The 17,571-nt window shown below is 46.4% G+C and carries 12 protein-coding genes and 1 pseudogene; 10 read left to right on the top strand and 3 right to left on the bottom strand.

What is annotated here, in order from left to right; genetic code table 11:
- Nucleotides 1–51: 51 nt before the first annotated feature.
- Complete coding sequence (locus WH43_RS16910; RefSeq protein WP_053425754.1) at nt 52–1,083, bottom strand: DUF3080 family protein; 1,032 nt, start codon at nt 1,081–1,083, stop codon at nt 52–54.
- Nucleotides 1,040–2,428: an MATE family efflux transporter gene (locus tag WH43_RS16905; protein ID WP_053425753.1), complete on the bottom strand. Its 1,389-nt coding sequence runs from the start codon at nt 2,426–2,428 to the stop codon at nt 1,040–1,042. The genes WH43_RS16910 and WH43_RS16905 overlap by 44 nt, the downstream gene beginning before the upstream one ends.
- A gap of 57 nt (nt 2,429–2,485) precedes the next feature.
- Between WH43_RS16905 and WH43_RS16900 the strand changes: the two genes are divergently transcribed.
- A complete protein-coding gene (locus WH43_RS16900; protein WP_053425752.1) occupies nt 2,486–3,109 on the top strand; it encodes a riboflavin synthase in 624 nt (207 codons plus the stop codon).
- Between the two features lie 5 nt (nt 3,110–3,114).
- On the opposite strand, the gene WH43_RS16895 is transcribed toward WH43_RS16900, so the two are convergent.
- Nucleotides 3,115–3,315, bottom strand: coding sequence for a CPXCG motif-containing cysteine-rich protein (locus tag WH43_RS16895; RefSeq protein ID WP_053425751.1), 201 nt, complete (start codon nt 3,313–3,315; stop codon nt 3,115–3,117).
- Nucleotides 3,316–3,661: 346 nt separating this feature from the next.
- Between WH43_RS16895 and thrS the strand changes: the two genes are divergently transcribed.
- From thrS to bcsD, 9 genes and pseudogenes are all read left to right on the top strand, one after another.
- On the top strand, nt 3,662–5,572 hold the full coding sequence (gene thrS / locus WH43_RS16890; protein ID WP_053425750.1) for a threonine--tRNA ligase: 1,911 nt from the start codon (nt 3,662–3,664) through the stop codon (nt 5,570–5,572).
- Nucleotides 5,573–5,584: 12 nt separating this feature from the next.
- Nucleotides 5,585–6,142: a translation initiation factor IF-3 gene (infC, locus tag WH43_RS16885; protein ID WP_185148615.1), complete on the top strand. Its 558-nt coding sequence runs from the start codon at nt 5,585–5,587 to the stop codon at nt 6,140–6,142.
- A 97-nt stretch (nt 6,143–6,239) separates the two neighbouring features.
- The gene (gene rpmI, locus WH43_RS16880) at nt 6,240–6,437 is read left to right on the top strand and encodes a 50S ribosomal protein L35 (RefSeq protein ID WP_040554869.1); all 198 of its coding nucleotides are present in this window, start codon (nt 6,240–6,242) and stop codon (nt 6,435–6,437) included.
- A gap of 16 nt (nt 6,438–6,453) precedes the next feature.
- Nucleotides 6,454–6,813, top strand: coding sequence for a 50S ribosomal protein L20 (gene rplT / locus WH43_RS16875; RefSeq protein WP_008898705.1), 360 nt, complete (start codon nt 6,454–6,456; stop codon nt 6,811–6,813).
- Nucleotides 6,814–7,223: 410 nt separating this feature from the next.
- Nucleotides 7,224–7,652: a hypothetical protein gene (locus tag WH43_RS16870; RefSeq protein ID WP_053425749.1), complete on the top strand. Its 429-nt coding sequence runs from the start codon at nt 7,224–7,226 to the stop codon at nt 7,650–7,652.
- Nucleotides 7,652–8,434, top strand: coding sequence for a cellulose biosynthesis protein BcsQ (gene bcsQ, locus WH43_RS16865; RefSeq protein WP_053425748.1), 783 nt, complete (start codon nt 7,652–7,654; stop codon nt 8,432–8,434). Before WH43_RS16870 ends, bcsQ begins: the two co-directional genes overlap by 1 nt.
- Nucleotides 8,435–8,448: 14 nt before the next feature.
- The gene (gene bcsA / locus WH43_RS16860) at nt 8,449–12,876 is read left to right on the top strand and encodes a UDP-forming cellulose synthase catalytic subunit (protein WP_053425747.1); all 4,428 of its coding nucleotides are present in this window, start codon (nt 8,449–8,451) and stop codon (nt 12,874–12,876) included.
- A pseudogene (locus WH43_RS16855) lies at nt 12,869–17,082 on the top strand (cellulose biosynthesis protein BcsC). The gene bcsA and the pseudogene WH43_RS16855 overlap by 8 nt, the downstream one beginning before the upstream one ends.
- The gene (bcsD, locus tag WH43_RS16845) at nt 17,075–17,569 is read left to right on the top strand and encodes a cellulose biosynthesis protein BcsD (RefSeq protein ID WP_053425744.1); all 495 of its coding nucleotides are present in this window, start codon (nt 17,075–17,077) and stop codon (nt 17,567–17,569) included. The pseudogene WH43_RS16855 and the gene bcsD overlap by 8 nt, the downstream one beginning before the upstream one ends.
- Nucleotides 17,570–17,571: the final 2 nt, after the last annotated feature.

The raw sequence follows: 17,571 nt of genomic DNA, 5'->3' as shown, positions 1-17,571 counted from the left end.
TTTGTGTGACAACTTCACCATAATCCCTCGCAGGGAGGGGAGTCCATACATCTACGATTTTGGACACTGCTGCTGTACTGCTTTCCACCAAATGACATGGCGTTTTAACTCTGCTTTTAATTCAGTATTAGGCACCTCAAAGCGCTGTGAAATAGGTTGCTCGGGAGCGGTTCCTTGATACAGCTGCTGCAATAGCGGATACAATTGCTGATAAGTGCCATCCACCTGTGCCAGATACACCTGCACTTTGCCGATAAAATACTGCAGTAAAATGGTATTCAGAATCTCTGCTTTGTCTGAGTGTTTACCGGCTGGGCACACCACTTTTAGATCAAGCTGTTCTAACTGCTGATTTAAGCTTTGCAGCCAGTTCTGGCTAAAGCGCAAGCTTTGTTGCAACTGACTTAGTGTATTGGCCTTGTATAAAGCTTCCAAGGCTTGTTCGGGATTGATGCTGCTGGCCTGCTGCCAGTTCTGCTCGACAATACTTTTTTGCAGTGCAAGCAAGGAATGTAAGGCTTGTATAGTCTCAGCTACACCTGCGACTGAATTGGGTTCTGACAAACTGCGGTAGGGGTGTAGTTGTTGACGCAACGTCTCGTCCTGCTGCAAAAAGTTTTGCCAATGTTTATCGATTTGTCTGGTTTTGTCAGAAGCAATAGCAGCTAATTTTTGTTGTAGATCTGGCGCTATCTCCGGATTGTTTAAACAAGGCTGCACTTGCTCTAAAAATGCCAGTTCGTACTTCAAGCGCTGGCTTGGGGTCATCACCTTCCCCAGGCTGCTATTGCGCTCACCCAGCAATACATCCAGGCCACAGGCTCGGGTCGCTACTAATTCGACTAGGCTAATGCTGCTGTCAGCTATATCGGCTCTGGTGGTTGTGATGGAAGGAAGTGGCTCTAAATCACGCGCTGAGGGGGCTTTTATTTCAAGACCCAAAGTACGACCAAGCCGGCTGGCATAGTCGTCCATCAGGGATTGAGCCGGATCGCTGCAGCCGCTTAACACAAAAACAACAGCAATAAAGCTCAGTAGTTTAGTGAGATGATGCAGCCTGTTGCTGCTGTAAAATTTTGCCATCTTCTAATCGCCTGATTTGGTTTTTTAAGATCCACGCCAGCATCACAGCAGCGCAGGATAAACCGACAATAATGCCAATCCAAAAGCCATGAGCGCCCATTTTGGGGGTAATCCAGTCGGTTAAACCTAATACAGTGCCCAAACCAAAACCGATCGGCCAATAGGCAACAAAGGTGATAAAAAAGATAGGTTTGGTGTGTTTTAGTCCGCGTAAAGCACAAGCCGAGACAACTTGTATCGCATCAGAAATCTGATAAAAACACGCCAGAACCAAAATTGAGGTCGCCACAGCTAAGACTGCAGGATCGGTAGAGTAGAGTGATGCCACCAAAAAGCGACCAAAATAGGTCACCAGCGCTATACCGACCGCCATCATCATCGCCAGTTGCACTGCGGTGGATACGGCTTTTTTCAGCTCCTGCACATCGTTACTGCCGACCAGGTGACCGACTCGTATCGTCGTTGCCATACCCATACTCATAGGTAACATAAACACCAAAGCGCTGTAGTTATTGGCAATTTGATGACCGGCCACCACTATAGGACCTAAATGCACAATCATCAGCGGGATTGAAGAGAATAAGGTCACTTCAAAAAACAGCGAAAAGGCGATAGGCGTGCCTATAGCGATGATATGCCATAAATCTTTACGATTGGGTTTGAGGTGATCGGGCTTTTTCATATAAAGCGCTGTGCTACGGCTTCTGAAAGCATAAATAGTGATGGCAATAAACATCGCCAGAAAGACTAAAGAGGTCGCCACACCGCAACCGGCGCCGCCTAAAGCAGGCATACCCAACTTGCCATAAATAAACACATAGTTGGCCGGAATATTGACCAGAATACCGACAAAAGCTATCCACATAGTGGCTTTGGTATTACCAATGCCTTCAAACAAGTTACGGAAAATCATATAACCGGCAGCCGGATAAACGCCGTAGCTGACATAGACCAGATAATCGACTGCTTTGGCACGCAGATTATCTTCCATCGACAAATACTGCAGCGGCAGATGAATAAACTGCATAGCTATCACTATGACTGTCGCCAGCACCATCGCCAGATAAAAACCTTGCAGCGCATTATGCGGAATGGCTTTATGATTTTTTGCGCCATACAACTGCGAAATAATAGGCGTCAGTGCCAGCAATAAACCCTGCAAGGTCAGAATAATCGGCAGCCAAATGGCGGAAGCCACAGCAATAGCGGCCATATCCAGCGCACTGACGCGGCCAGCCATAATGGTATCAATCACAAACATCATGGTTTGGGTCAGCTGAGCCAGCATAATAGGGCCGGATAATTTCAGAATGGTTTTTGCTTCAAAGCGGGAAAAAGGTAACATAACAACTCTTGTCAGACAGGCGGAAAAACGCCGTAAAGATAACACAGCAGAGGTTTTATGTTTACAGGAATAGTGCAGGCAAAAGTTAAAGTCAGTGAAATCAGCGACCAAGAGCAGTTTCGCAGGCTCACTCTTGAAGTGCCGGTGCAGTTGCTGCAAAACCTGGAGCGGGGTGCCAGTATCTCTATCAACGGCACTTGTTTAACGGCCACCGAATTCAGTCTGCTTGAGCCTTTAGGCTGGGTGAGTTTTGATGTAATAGACGAAACCTTAGTCAAAACCAACTTAGGCGCTCTAACCAATGGCTCATTGGTGAACTTTGAACGCTCGTTAACTTTTGGCCGTGAAATTGGTGGGCATTTAGTATCTGGCCATGTGCATGGCACAGCAGAAATTTTAGCTGTGACCCAAACAGGTGCGAATTGGCGAGTGGATATTGAGCTCAAACCTGAATTTAAAAACTATGTGCTCAGCAAAGGTTTTATAAGTATTGATGGGATCAGCCTGACGGTGGGTGAAGTGACAGCACAGAGTTTTAGCCTGCATTTAATACCAGAAACTCTCGACGTCACTACCTTAGGCCAACGAAAAGCAGGCGACAGGGTGAATATCGAATTGGACCAGCAAACCGTTACTATTGTGGATACGGTTGAACGGGTTCTCGCTGCCAGAAATGCCTGATCTGTCTAATAATACTGCTCATCTTCAGCATCGATAAACACTTGCACTTTATTGTGCAGTTCATCTTTATGGGTTTGCACATGGATTGGGTTGCAGCAGTTGCTGCAATCTTCAATATCGTCCTGATCGTCGCCGCTGATATCCAGGGTGATAGGAGTGGGATGACCACAGAAAGGGCAAAGAATAGTTTTATGCAGTAAGTCCATAGATCCTCCGTTTACCAACGCCTGTTGCAGCAAGCGCTGGCGACTGACTATCCGCGGGTCCTTCCGTTATTAAGCTCCTCTAGGTTTCAGTGTAGGCGTTAAAGCGGCATCAGGCGAAGATCAGACCTATTTTTATGCTGCCGTTTTGTTCCTTGTTGCCTATGTTGTTGCCGATAAAGTACCGCAGCTGTTATGATGCAGCCGCTTTTTGTTAAAAGCAGAGACAACTACGTGTTGTACTGCTTTGTTCTACCGCTCGTAAGGTTGAACCGCAAAAGGCATTCCCTTAATTTAAATTGAATCAACATGTGACCCTTGGTACGGGCCACCACTGTGAGGACTTATCATGCCAGTTATTACTTTACCTGACGGTAGTCAGCGTTCATTTGACGCCCCTTTATCTGTATTAGACGTTGCCAAAGACATAGGCCCAGGCCTGGCGAAAGCCACCATAGCCGGCAAAATCAATGGTCAATTGGTAGACGCTTGTGAGCTCATCACCTCCGACGCTTCATTAAGCATTGTCACCGCCAAAGATCAGGAAGGCCTGGAAATTATCCGTCACTCCTGCGCTCACTTATTAGGTCACGCTATTAAGCAGTTATGGCCCAATACTAAAATGGCGATTGGCCCTGTTATCGACAACGGCTTTTATTACGATGTGGATTTAGACCGTCCAATCAGCAGCGATGATTTAGCGCAACTTGAAGAGCGCATGCTGCAACTGGCCAAAACCGAATATGACGTGGTGAAGAAAAAAGTAAGCTGGCAACAGGCTTATGACACCTTCGCCGCGCGTGGCGAAAGCTACAAAATGGAAATCCTTGACCAGAACGTCGCCAAAGACGATCAGCCGGGTTTATACCACCACGAAGAATACATCGACATGTGTCGTGGTCCACACGTGCCCAATATGCGCTTCTGCCAGCACTTTAAAATAATGAAAGTGGCAGGTGCGTACTGGCGTGGTGATGCGAAAAACAAAATGCTGCAACGTATTTACGGCACTGCCTGGGCAGATAAAAAGCAATTAGCTGCGTATTTACTGCAACTGGAAGAAGCGGAGAAGCGTGACCACCGTAAAATTGGTAAAGCTTTAGGTTTATTCCACTGGCAGGAAGAAGCGCCAGGTATGGTGTTCTGGCACAACGACGGCTGGACTATTTTCCGCGAGCTGGAAACTTTTGTCCGCGAAAAGTTGGCGCAATACGATTACCAGGAAGTAAAAGGTCCATTTATGATGGACAAAGTGCTGTGGGAAAAATCAGGTCACTGGGAAAAGTATTCAGACAATATGTTTGTCACCAGTTCTGAGAACCGTGATTACGCCATCAAGCCAATGAACTGTCCTGGCCATGTGCAGATTTTTAACCAGGGCCTGAAATCATACCGCGATTTACCGCTGCGTATGGCTGAGTTTGGTTGCTGTCACCGTAACGAGCCATCAGGTGGTTTACACGGCCTGATGCGGGTGCGTGGTTTTACTCAGGATGATGCTCATATCTTCTGTACTGAAGATCAGGTGCAGGCTGAAGTGTCCAACTGTATCAAAATGGTATTCGACGTCTACAGCACCTTTGGTTTTAAAGACGTGCAGGTGAAATTATCCACGCGCCCGGAAAAACGCATTGGTACTGACGAGATGTGGCACCGTGCTGAGCAGGGTTTAGCAGAAGCTTTGGATGCCAATGGCATAGCTTATGACCTGCAACCTGGTGAAGGTGCGTTTTATGGCCCTAAAATTGAATTTACTTTACACGATTGCTTAGGCCGCGCCTGGCAATGTGGTACAGTGCAGCTCGATTTCGCTTTACCTGGTCGTTTAGGTGCAAGTTTTGTTGCTGAAGGCAACGACAGACAAGTACCAGTAATGATCCACCGTGCGATTCTGGGTTCGCTGGAGCGTTTTATCGGCATTCTGATCGAAGAATATGCAGGCTTTTTCCCGGCCTGGTTAGCCCCAACTCAGGTTGTGGTGATGAATATTACCGATAATCAGGCCGAATATGTGCAGGATTTAGTAAAAACTTTCAAATCTCATGGTATTAGAGCTATTTCTGACTTGAGAAATGAGAAGATAGGCTTTAAAATCCGCGAGCACACGCTACAGCGTGTTCCTTATTTAGTGGTAGTCGGTGACAAAGAAGTTGAAGCTGGCGATATCGCGTTAAGAACACGGAAGGGCGAAGACCTCGGAAAAATGAGTGTAAGCGACTTTATCACTAAGTTGAGCACTGAAATTAAAAACCGGGTCTAATTATTTTCACTCTTGGAGGAACATACTATTAAAGTAGGAAAGAAAACTTTACCGGCGAACAGACCAAACCGTATTAACGAAGAAATCAACGTTAAAGAAGTACGCTTGTTAGGTCTGGAAGGTGAGCAATTAGGTGTAGTAATCACTTCAGAAGCTATTCGTTTAGCAGAAGAAGCAGGCGCTGACTTGGTAGAGATTAGCCCAACCGCTGAACCACCCGTTTGTAAGTTGATGGACTATGGTAAGTTCCTGTTTGAGAAAGGCAAAGCTGCTAAAGAGCAGAAGAAAAAGCAAAAACAGATCCAGATCAAGGAAATAAAATTCCGGCCTGGAACTGATGAAGGCGATTACCAGGTAAAACTACGCAACCTGCGTCGCTTCATTGAAGAGGGTGACAAAGCTAAAGTAACGCTGCGCTATCGTGGTCGTGAAATGGCGCATCTGGACATCGGTATTGAGATGCTTAACCGGATTAAAGAAGATATGTCAGATATTGCTATCTGCGAATCTTTCCCAAGCCGTGTTGAGGGTCGTCAGATGATCATGATGCTGGCCCCAAATAAGAAGTAATAAGAGCTTTCAAGCATAAGATACGCCGCTTGAATAAAGCGGCGTTTTTTATCGCCTTATTATTCGTTGTAATCTAAACAATGCGAGTTATTTAACTATGCCAAAGATGAAAACCAACAAAGGTGCTGCAAAGCGCTTTAAAAAAACCGGCTCAGGCGGTTTTAAACGTAAGCAATCACATCTTCGCCACATTTTGACGAAGAAGTCTTCTAAGCGTAAGCGTCAGTTAGGTCCAAAAACGTTAGTTGCAAAAGTTGACGTGGCTGGTATCGCTCGTTGTCTGCCATACGCATAATATTAGGAGATTTTAAATGCCAAGAGTAAAACGTGGTGTGACAGCTCGCGCTCGTCACAAGAAGGTGTTAAACCAGGCTAAAGGTTACTACGGTGCCCGCAGTCGTGTTTATCGTGTCGCTTTCCAGGCAGTTATTAAAGCTGGCCAATACGCTTACCGCGACCGTCGTCAACGTAAACGTCAATTCCGTCAACTGTGGATCGCACGTATCAACGCTGCATCTCGTCAGAACGGTTTATCTTACAGCCGCTTCATCGATGGTCTGAAAAGAGCATCTGTTGAGATCGACCGTAAGATCCTGGCTGATATCGCTGTATACGACAAAGGCGCATTTGCTGCTTTAGTCGCTAAGGCAAAAGAAGCTTTAACTGCTTAATTCTTTGAGCAGAATCTGTAACGCCGGCCAACTCTGTTGGCTGGCGTTCGTTTTATAAGAGCATGTAAATAAACCTCCGCTATGGTGTCTTCAGCCATAAGCTTCCCCCCTTAAATTTGACAACTCCCCGAATGTTGAATGTCTTCCATTCCTGACCACTCATTTTTTGGCCATAGTTTAATTTTATGTTTCAAATTTTCGTAATTGAATCAATTAATCTAGGTTAATGGACGTTTTTTATCGTTTGCATCAATTAAATTTAGTAAATAAGTTTGAAAACTCAATAATGGCGTGTAATAATGAAAAAAATGATACATTGTGGTTGTCGCTACAGTTTTCGTTCACTAATGATATCTAGTGAACTACAAGGTTGCTGTGGACGCTGATTAGCTTGTTGAAAGGGTGGCGGAATGGAAAATTATGATGATGTACTGAGGTTTGTCAGCAAAGTCAGTGATGGAGAGCTTAATTATCGGAGCTTTCACAACGACTCAGTTTCTACGGGGCACTCTAAATGGCATCTACTGAACGAAGTGGCTAACTATAAGCCTCAACCTGTCGAATCCAAAAGTGACAGAGTACTTCCACTCACTCATTCTTCTAATCCAAAGCAGTCTGGTTTTGCTGTCACCGATTCAAATAGCGTGGCAACAGAAAGAGCGCCTGTTGAACGAGTAGAAGAAGTATCTAAGTTACAGGCTGCAGATTACCCTAATCAAAACAGCGCTGCACAACATGGTTTTTCTCGTCTATTCAAAAAGAATCCACAACCAGAAGCTCGTCAGGAACGTTCAGTAGAAACGAATTCATTGCAGTCATTTTTCGAGCGAGTCGGTTAATGTGTATCATCTGTATAGCGTCTCCCAAAGGTGGCGTAGGGAAAACCACTATGGCTGCCAATATCGCTTACGCCATACAGCGACTCGGCCATCGAGTGATAGTTATTGATTTTGATAACCAAAACGCTGTCAGACTGCATTTTGGTATGCCCTTGAGTGATTCAAGTGGTTACGTCGAGTTTTTTCATACCAAAACCGACTGGAGCCGGCTTCTGAAAGAATCGGATTCTGGCGTACGTTTCCTCCCGTATGGGCGGGTCAGTAAACATCAGATCGAAGCCTATGAGCAAAAATTGCGCTCAGATCCAGATTTTCTTATAAGCAGATTGCAGCCTTTACTCAATCAGCCTGACACTGTAATTATTGCAGATTTACCGCCGGGTCCATCAGCTGCATTGCAGGCGCTTTCTTTGCTAGAACCAATGATTATCAACGTTTTGTTGGCTGACAGTGCGTCATTGAGTGTTTTGCCTGAGATTGAGTCTGGCGAGTTTTACGGTGAATCGGCAAAAAGCAGAACGTATTTCTTACTGAACCAGATAGATATGCGAAGCCAACTGAATCGTGAGATCACCGAGTTTTTAAATAAACGATTATCTGCTTCCTTGCTTGGGATAGTTCATCGTGATGAAGCTGTTCCGGAAGCCAATGCGAGCCAAACCTCTGTGTTCAGGTATGCCCGAGCGTCCTCTGTGGCAGCGGATATAGACAATATTGCCAGGAATATTCATCGCATCCTTCCTGTACTCCAGGCGAGCGAATACAAAAAATATAATAGATAGCTGCAGGGTATTTCATGAAAGGGAATCATTCAACGCCATCAGGCATACTTAGTGCTGTGGCCGTGCTGTTTTGGCTGGCCGTTGCTTTTGTTATTGTTACAACACCACTGAGTTTATCAAATCAGGTCCTGTTTGCCGTCAGTTGTGCTGTGATGCTGTTTCTGGTATCGCGGCGCAAGAACCATTGGACTCACGTTGTTATGCTTCTGATGTGTGTGATTGTTTCCACACGCTATCTGTATTGGCGAACCACCGAGACCTTAGTTTTCGATAGTTTTATGGAAGGCTTTTTAAGTCTTGGTCTGCTTGCGGCAGAGTTCTACGCTTGGATTATTCTGACACTGGGATTTTTTCAGACCATCTGGCCACTGGAGCGAAGAATTGAACCTATGCCGGATGACATTGCCTTGTGGCCAACAGTCGATGTTTACATTCCTACTTATAACGAAAGCCTGGATGTCGTCAAAGATACGGTTCTGGCTGCACAAAATATCGATTATCCACCTGAAAAGATCAGGGTTTATATCCTGGACGACGGTCGCAGGGCTGAGTTCGGTGCTTTTGCTGTTGAAGCCGGCGTCGGTTATATCACCCGCGACAATAACAATCATGCAAAAGCAGGCAACCTGAACAACGCCATCACTATGACCAGTGGTGAGCTGATCTGTATTTTTGACTGTGATCACGTTTCAACCCGGGCATTTTTGCAGGCAACAGTTGGCGCCTTTATCAAAGATAAAAAACTGGCGTTAATGCAAACGCCACACTACTTCTATTCGCCCGATCCGTTTGAGCGCAACCTGACCATTGGGGATGAAATCCCAAGAGAAGGGGAGTTATTTTATGGTCCAGTGCAAAAAGGCAATGACTTCTGGAACGCGGCGTTTTTTTGTGGCTCTTGTGCCGTTATACGTCGCAGCGCTATTGAAGAAATTGGTGGTTTTGCGGTTGAAACCGTGACAGAGGATGCGCATACCGCACTCAAATTACAACGTCGTGGCTGGAATTCAGCATTTCTAGCGCTGCCGTTGGCAGCAGGGCTGGCCACAGAGCGCCTTGCGTTACACATAGGACAACGGGCTCGCTGGGCCAGAGGCATGCTGCAAATACTTCGACTGGATAATCCGTTATTCGGCAGAGGGTTATCCTTACCTCAACGGCTTTGTTACCTCAATGCTATGCTGCATTTTCTTTTTTCTTTACCCAGAATCGTTTTTTTAACCGCACCTCTGTGCTACCTGTTGTTCGGCCAAAATATTATTGATGCATCGCCTGAGATGATTCTGGCTTACGCTTTGCCTCATTTATTTTTCACCACTTATACCAACTCAAGATTGCAGGGCAAGTTCCGGCATACCTTTTGGGGCGAGATTTATGAAGCGGTATTATCTTTCCATCTGGTGTTACCCACTATCGCGACTTTGATTAATCCCCGTAAGGGTAAGTTTAATGTCACGGAAAAAGGAGGCTTACTGGAAAACGGCTATTTCGATTACGACATGGTCAAGCCACATCTTTTTACTCTGGTTCTGCTGTTGTGTGGTTTTTTATCCGGCATAGTACAGTTGATTTGGAGCGAGCATTATCAAGTTGAGCCAAAAGTTCTGTTGTTGAATTTATTCTGGGCAGGTTTTAGCTGCATTATGTTGTTTGCGTCTGTGGCTGTGGCTCGGGAAATGAAACAAGTACGACAAACCGTTCGTCTTGATGTCAGTTTGCCGGTCGTCCTGCATCTTGAAACTGGCCATACACTGAAAACAAAATCAATCAATTTGTCGATGGGCGGCGCATCGGTGCAGACGGTGTCTAGTCAAATTGACAACGAAAAAATAGTAGATATTGAAATCTATTTGAATCAGGTCCCTATGGTATTTCCTGTTGAGACGCTGTACCGCGACGACGAGAGTATCCGATTCAAGTTTAAGAATTTACCTGTTGCTCAGCGCCGTGAATTAGTGAAAGTTGTGATGGGGCGAGCGGATGCCTGGCTGCCGAACGCAACGGAAAGCAAAGAAAATAATATTTTTTCTTCGATATGGCGGGTGATGCGCGCAGTCAGTGGGTTGTTTCAGGAGTCAATTAAAAACAAAAACCACAGAGCCAATAAGGTTTCACAGCGCAGCAGACCTCTGAGTGGCTGGAGACCCCGTTTGGCGCTGTTGGTACTGATAGCAATTTCTGCTGTGGTTATTTCTAATCAGGCGTTGAGCGCTCCGCTGGATAATCCGGCCACATCTAAGCAGACTGCTGTTCAGCCAAAACAGCCTGCAGTGAACGCAGCAAATACTGCGGCAGTATCTGCTCCTGCATTCAATATTCGTACTCAGGTTTTTGGTTTCGAAGATTTTGGTCTGAAAGAGGATTTATACTTCTACGGCAATGAGACTTCAGCTGGCGTAACTTTCAAAATACGTGGAGATGAATTCGTCCGGTTAGCGAATCTGAAGCTCGATCTCAATTACTCCGACGCTTTGCTGGAAGACGAGAGTTTTCTGGATGTAATGCTCAATGGACAATTACTGCAGACCATTGAATTAAGTCCTTTTAATGCCAAATCGTTGCAGGTTGAGATCCCCATTCCTCCGGCTCTGGTTTTGGGCTCGAATAATCTTGATTTTCGTCTGAATGCGAAAACTCTGCAGCAGTGCAATAACGCGTTATCCAAGGATATTTGGGTGAACGTTGCCAAGCGTTCATCCTTAGTGCTGTCCCTGCAACGGTTAGCGGTCAGCACCGACTTAGCCCGATTTCCTGAACCCTTCTTTAACTCAGGAGCCATGGGGCTGGTTAAAGTACCTATCGTATTGCCGCTAAAAACCACTTCGGCCACCTTAACCAGCAGCGCTATTGTTGCGTCTTATATCGGCAGCGTTGCACAGTATCAAACCGTTACTTTTCCTGTGATTCGAAATAGCCTGCCTTCTGACAATGCCATCGTATTTGTGATGCCCAATGAAACTATCAGCGGTTTGCCTATTCCGCCAGTGCAGGGTCCGGAGCTTCGGTTGATTGAAAACCCTGTCAATCCGGTTTACAAGTTATTGATGGTGATGGGAAGAACCCCCGAAGAGCTGAAAGTTGCCGCTACTCATCTGGTGACCCGCACGTCTTCTTTGACCGGAACTTATGTAAAAGCAGAACAGCTGCAACAGAATGCGCGCAAACCCTATGATGCACCACGATGGGCTTCCACTGAGCAACCTATTGAGTTTGGCGAATTACAGGATGAAGAACGTCTGGTCAGCCGTGGTTTTTTTCATCCCCCGATTGAAGTGAATTTTACGGTTTCCCCAGATTTGTTTTTCTGGGAAAGAGAAGTGATCCCATTAACCATTAAATATAACTTTCCTGAAGGGCAATGGCTGAACGAGCAAAAGTCTACGCTGGATGTGTCGCTGAATAATCAATACCTCACCTCGCTACCTGTGAATCAAAGCGGATTATGGGCTTCATTTAATAGCTTATTAGGGCGTGACATCCGTCAGGAGCAAGCACAGATAGAAATCCCTCCTTATTTATTATACGGCGAGAATAAACTCAGCCTTTTTTATAATTTTGTCGCGAACGACACAGGCTGCGAGCTTGAGTTACCAGCCGAAAGCGCCGGGCGAATCTTCGAAAATTCCAGCATAGATTTAACCCAGGCTAAAAATTTTACTCAGTTACCTAACCTGTCATTTTTTGTCGGCGTTGGTTTTCCATTTACCCGTTATGCTGATTTGTCCGAAACCGTAGCTTTACTTCCTGTGTTCCCAGGCAACGAGGAAATCCAAACCTTACTGGAAGTCGCTGCCAGAATGGGACAAAACACAGGTTATCCAGCACTGGGGATGGATGTAAAAACGGGGTTGACTGTCACTTCAGGTCTTAAAAATCACGATTTGCTGGTTATTTCTAATTTTAAAGATTTAGATGAGTCAGCTTTACTCGAGCGCAGTGTATTTGATGTGTACAAAGACCGGATGACTGTCAAATCATTCAGTTGGTTTGACCGTTCCTTGTGGTTTTTGCAAGGCGATTGGGACAGAGAAGTAAAAACTGCAAATCGGATACTGGATAGCGCGCAGAAAGTGCAAGGGCTATTTAGTTTTGTTTCTCCGGTCGACTCCGACCGGGTTGTTGTGTTGCTGACCGCCGAAAAGTCGAAGCAGTTGCCACAGTTGTTACATTCGCTGGCTAAACCCTTGGTCAGTAGCCAGGTGCATGGTGATATGGCACTGCTCGATAGTCAGGGACATGTTCGTAGTGCCAGAGCCGGTGAGTTGGTCGCCTCTGGTGACATGCCATGGCACATGGAGGTCCGATGGTTTTTCGGTCAGCATGTGGTTTTCATGGTGATTGGATTAGCGCTGGCTGCATTTTTGGGAGCTTTAATTTTATTCCCACTGCTCAGTGCGCGTGCTCAAAACAGACTAAAAACAGGATCAGGGAATAATGAATAAGTCGATGATTGCACTCTTTCTTGCTTGTTATCTTGCGCCAGGTTTCGCTGCTGATGACACTAGCTCTTTTACTGCATTATTTGAGCAGGCTCAGTTTTGGCAGGAAAAAAACCGGAACGATCTGGCCAAAGACGCATTGCAGCGGATACTTAACGCAGATCCACAAAACAAAGAAGCCATTTATCGCATGGGCATGATAGCCGCGCGCGAAGGTGATGAAGAAGCAACGCAGCAGTGGACTAATTTATTGGCTCAAATTGCGCCTGCCGATCCACGGGTTAAACAACTGGGCGCCGCAAAAGCGGTGCAGGCCGTGGATCCTGCAACTCTTGCTGAGGCGCGCCGTTTAAGCTCACAAGGACAGTACGACGCCGCCATAAAACGCTACCAGGAGGTATTTGGTGGTGTGACTCCGACGCTGGAGCTCTCTGCTGAATACTATCTGACGTTGGCAGGAACCAAGGGCGGTATTGCAGAAGCCAAAGCGCAGCTCAACAAATTGTCACAAGGCGCTTCGCTGAACAGTAGTCTGCGCCAGGCTTATGCTCAGGTGCTGAGTTATGATGAAAACACCAGACGTCAGGGTATTGAATTGTTATCTGCTATGGCGGCGACTTCTCCACAAAGCGACAGCCACTGGCGACAGGCGTTGCTCTGGCTTGATGCCTCTGCATCGGATAAAAAGTACTACGATCAGTATATGAGCGTTCACCCTAATGATTTAGAGGTGATCAATTACTTCCAGAGCACACTGCAACGTAAAAAAAATAACGCGGTGACCAATAACAGAAGCCGCGGTTATCAGGCGTTAAATACCAATAAGTTAAAAGACGCAGAACGGTTATTTAAAGCCGCCGTTGCAGAAAATGCCAAAGATGCCGACGCTGTGGCAGGTCTGGGTCTGATACGTCTTAAACAGCAACAGTTTGATGAAGCTAAAAGCTATTTAGCAAAAGCTATGGCGTTAAGCCCGGCTAAATCGAAACAATGGACTGAAGCTTATCAATCTGCAGATTTTTATGCTCAGATGACTCAGGCTCGTCGACTGATGGAGCAGGAACAATACGAAAGGGCGCTGAATCAGGTGTTGCCTTTGACGACTACAAAAACACCTCGCTCCTTCGAAGCTCAAATCCTTGCTGCTCAACTGGAACATAAGCAGGGCAAAGCCGAACAAGCGCTACAAAGATACAATGCGGTGTTACAAAAAGATCCCTCTCATCTGGACGCAAAACTTGGGTTGATTGCGGTATTACAGAGTCAGGGCCGTTGGAGTGACGCTGAGCGTCTTGCTGCCTTGTTACCTGAAAAAGACAGAAATCGGGTTGCCTATGTTTCGCAGGCAGAAGTGAATAAATTAAGAGCGGATGCAGCCAATACCAATGATCTGTTGGCAGAAATTAGTTTACGCCGCGCCATGAAACTTGCTCCTGCCGACCCATGGGTCCGGTTAGATTTGGCGCGTCTTATTGCCAGACAAGGTGACGACATCCGTGCTCGCACTATAGTGGAGCCTTTACAAGCAGCCAGCCAGAGCGCTGAATCGCGGTATGCGGCAGCTATGTTTGCCAGCGAGCAAAAACGCTGGTTGGATGTTGATCGAATTATGAGCAGCATACCTCAAAGTCAGAGAACTCCAGCGATGAACGCGCTGGCCGCCCAATCAGCGGCCCGCAGTAAGTTTTCCGCTGTCATTCAGCGTGCGTCGGTTGGAGACCAGGCTGGAGCCCGTCAGTTGTTGATTGATTTACACCAAAGCTCTGCTCTGGGCGCTAAAGTGGTTGGTGAATTGGCCAATGAGCTGGTCCAGGCCAACCAGACCGAGCTTGCTTATCAACTGGTTGAACTGGATTTGATGCAGGGGCTGGATGAAAAAGCCGGAGATTACATCGGTCATATCAGTGTGATGAATGAAAGCGGCAGGTCCAGACAAGCCCGGGAGCTGATGACAGAGCTTATGTTAAGGCCTGATTTGACGGAAGAAAACAGAAGATCCCTGATGGGGCTGCAGCAAGGTCTAGCAGTGCGTGAAGCCGACCAACTACGTAGCTCAGGTCAACTGGCCTTAGCCTACGATCTGCTGGCGGCACGCTTAAGGGAAGCGCCTGAAAACGAAGAGCTGTTACTGGCGATGGGGCGTTTGTACGAGAGCGGCAATAAAACCACTGAAGCTGACGAGATATACAATTACGTGCTTAAACTTAACCCGGCTAATCAGCAGGCATTATCCGGTGCAGTCAATCTTGCATTGGCACAAAATGATACCGATAAAGCAGCGCAGTTGCTCAGCCGTATTGACTGGAACTCTGCTGCCGATCCTGAATTACTGGTGATGGCAGCCCGTGTGTCTCAGGCAAAAGGCGATGACAACGAAGCTGCAGCTTTATTGCTAAAAGCCAGAAAGCTGGCTTATCAGGATGCGTCAGTCTGGGGAAGTCATACGAGCTCAGGGGCCAGTGCCAATCCGTTCAGAGAGCCAGCCGAGACGGCATCAAATCCGTTCAGAGATAAACGGCTGTCGAAGAAGCAAAAGCCAGCTACAACGGACATCAGGCCTTCCTGGTTGCCTGGTCAGGCAATCAGTGAGTCACAGGACAGCCTCACCGCTGCTAGTACGTCAACGGATTTATTTGAGCAAATTGACGGTATGTTGCTCGATTTAGAGCAAAGCACGCAAACCCGGGTTGATGCGGATGTTGTATTACGTGTCAGAGAGGGCTCGGAGGGCTCTTCAGGCCTTGATTCTGTAGAAACCCCTTTGGTGGTTTCAACCGGCGTTTTGGGCAATGACAGAGCGGAATTATCAATTACTCCCACCTCACTAAATTCAGGTTCAGTGTCGGGTCAGGATGTTAATTTGTTTGGTCGTGGTGCAGTGGTAAATGCGGCCAGCGGGCTAAGTGCGCGGATAAATGGTTTGGATACTGTGCTAAATAATGTTCAGACTTTAGCTAACACTTATGCCGTTGCAGAGGCTTCATACTTTAGGTTTAAGGAGAGCGAGCTCAATCCAAATTCTACGAGGCTCGAAGAGCTCAGAATTCAGGCTGACACAGCTAAGTTAGCGTTTATTGATGCCGCTACTATAAATTTCTATGATGCGTTAGGGTTGACCTCTGAAAATTTGAGTACCGAGCAACTGACAACGATAAATGAATTTGTCAATTCTTTGTTAGAAGCCAGAGGGTATTCTGATGCATTTCTAATTCCATTAGTAACCCCAACAGATTTAGATGGTGTTCAGGCGTTTATTGATGATTTTGCAACACTCAGGGGACGTCTTGAAGATATTATCGGAGATGCCCAAAGTTCACTTGATGCGCTTGCCGTCAGTACAGGTGATCCTGAGACCCAACGTCAAACCGGTGTCGCTTTGGGCGTGGCATACAAAGGTGACTGGATAGCTGCAGATGTTGGAACCACGCCTTTAGGCTTTGAAAAAACCAACGTCGTAGGTGGCGTAAAACTACAGCCTGAGGTGACTAAAAATACCCGGGTTGTGTTGCAGGGGGAGCGCCGACCTGTCAAAGACAGCTTACTGGCTTATGCTGGAACTGTGGACCATGTTACAGGCGAGACCTGGGGCGCTGTTACCAAAAATGGCGGTGGTGTAGGACTGAATTTCGATAATGGTAAAACCGGAGCCTACGGCTCAGTGGCTGAACACCGTTACGAAGGTGACAATGTCGAGTCGAACAAAGCCTTGTCGATGGAAGTGGGTGGTTATTTCAGGCCGGCACTCTCAATGTCTGAGCAGTTACAGCTAGGGGTTCATGTCGGCTATAGCAGTTTTGATAAAAACCTCAGTAAATTTACCTTTGGTCATGGCGGTTACTTTAGCCTCAGGACTATGTCAGTGTCGCTTTTCCGGTTAATTACAGCTTTGAGATGAAAGATGCACGCTTTAGTGTTTTGCTTGCACCGGGTTTCCAAAGTTATAGCGAAGATGGCAATAGTTTGTTTCCAACAGATACTGCTGCTCAAGCTGCGTTGGATCTGTTTTATGCTTTGGGTGCTATTCAACAGGCTGGATACGCACCTTCAAGTAAATCCGGCTTTGGCTTAAGTTTTGGCGCTACCGGTGAATATATGCCAGACCCTTATCTGCGGGTTGGCGGGCAGTTAGGTTTTGACAGCTTCGGTGATTACAACGAAACAACGTTCCGTTTATATATGAAGTATCTGATTGGAGGTTTTAATGATTGACATGATGCTGACTGAGCGACTGAATTCTGGTTATTTCAATAGTCAGCACTGCTCAAAGCAATGGCGAAGCTTTATTCAGGTATTTGTCGAAGAAATTTATCAGACTGCCGGTGATGAAGATTCCCGGGCGTTTTTACGCCATATGGGGACCCGACTCGCCGCCATGCATCCGGTTCCGCTTTACGACAGTATCGAAGATCTGGAAAAATCGATGAATCTGATTTTAAGCAGTATGGACTGGGGCTGGGTAAAAATAGAAATGCATGACCTCAGTCTGGTGTTCTATCATGGTGCTTTTCCATTGCCTTCTTATGGTAAAAAAGAAGCTGAACGTGAAGCACTGGTGTTCAGTGCCTTACTCGAAGGTCTTTACCATGGCTGGATGGTCGCGCTTGGTGGTAATCCAGAGATTGCTGTCAGAACTCAAAAAGCCATACCGGGACAGGTTTTTGAATTGGTGTATGCAAAATTAACGAGAAACTCTTGATC

Origin of the sequence: Rheinheimera sp. KL1, from assembly GCF_001275035.1 — a bacterium.
GTDB classification, from domain to species: domain Bacteria; phylum Pseudomonadota; class Gammaproteobacteria; order Enterobacterales; family Alteromonadaceae; genus Pararheinheimera; species Pararheinheimera tangshanensis.
The sequence above is the reverse complement of the archived record's forward strand: the minus strand, read 5'-3'. Positions and strand labels throughout refer to the sequence as shown.

What these genes read in the sequence shown, in the direction of transcription:
- WH43_RS16910 (WP_053425754.1), bottom strand. Translation starts at nt 1,083, where the DNA reads ATGGCAAAATTTTACAGCAGCAACAGGCTGCATCATCTCACTAAACTA.
- WH43_RS16905 (WP_053425753.1), bottom strand. Translation starts at nt 2,428, where the DNA reads ATGTTACCTTTTTCCCGCTTTGAAGCAAAAACCATTCTGAAATTATCC.
- WH43_RS16900 (WP_053425752.1), top strand. Translation starts at nt 2,486, where the DNA reads ATGTTTACAGGAATAGTGCAGGCAAAAGTTAAAGTCAGTGAAATCAGC.
- WH43_RS16895 (WP_053425751.1), bottom strand. Translation starts at nt 3,315, where the DNA reads ATGGACTTACTGCATAAAACTATTCTTTGCCCTTTCTGTGGTCATCCC.
- thrS (WP_053425750.1), top strand. Translation starts at nt 3,662, where the DNA reads ATGCCAGTTATTACTTTACCTGACGGTAGTCAGCGTTCATTTGACGCC.
- rpmI (WP_040554869.1), top strand. Translation starts at nt 6,240, where the DNA reads ATGCCAAAGATGAAAACCAACAAAGGTGCTGCAAAGCGCTTTAAAAAA.
- rplT (WP_008898705.1), top strand. Translation starts at nt 6,454, where the DNA reads ATGCCAAGAGTAAAACGTGGTGTGACAGCTCGCGCTCGTCACAAGAAG.
- WH43_RS16870 (WP_053425749.1), top strand. Translation starts at nt 7,224, where the DNA reads ATGGAAAATTATGATGATGTACTGAGGTTTGTCAGCAAAGTCAGTGAT.
- bcsQ (WP_053425748.1), top strand. Translation starts at nt 7,652, where the DNA reads ATGTGTATCATCTGTATAGCGTCTCCCAAAGGTGGCGTAGGGAAAACC.
- bcsA (WP_053425747.1), top strand. Translation starts at nt 8,449, where the DNA reads ATGAAAGGGAATCATTCAACGCCATCAGGCATACTTAGTGCTGTGGCC.
- bcsD (WP_053425744.1), top strand. Translation starts at nt 17,075, where the DNA reads ATGATTGACATGATGCTGACTGAGCGACTGAATTCTGGTTATTTCAAT.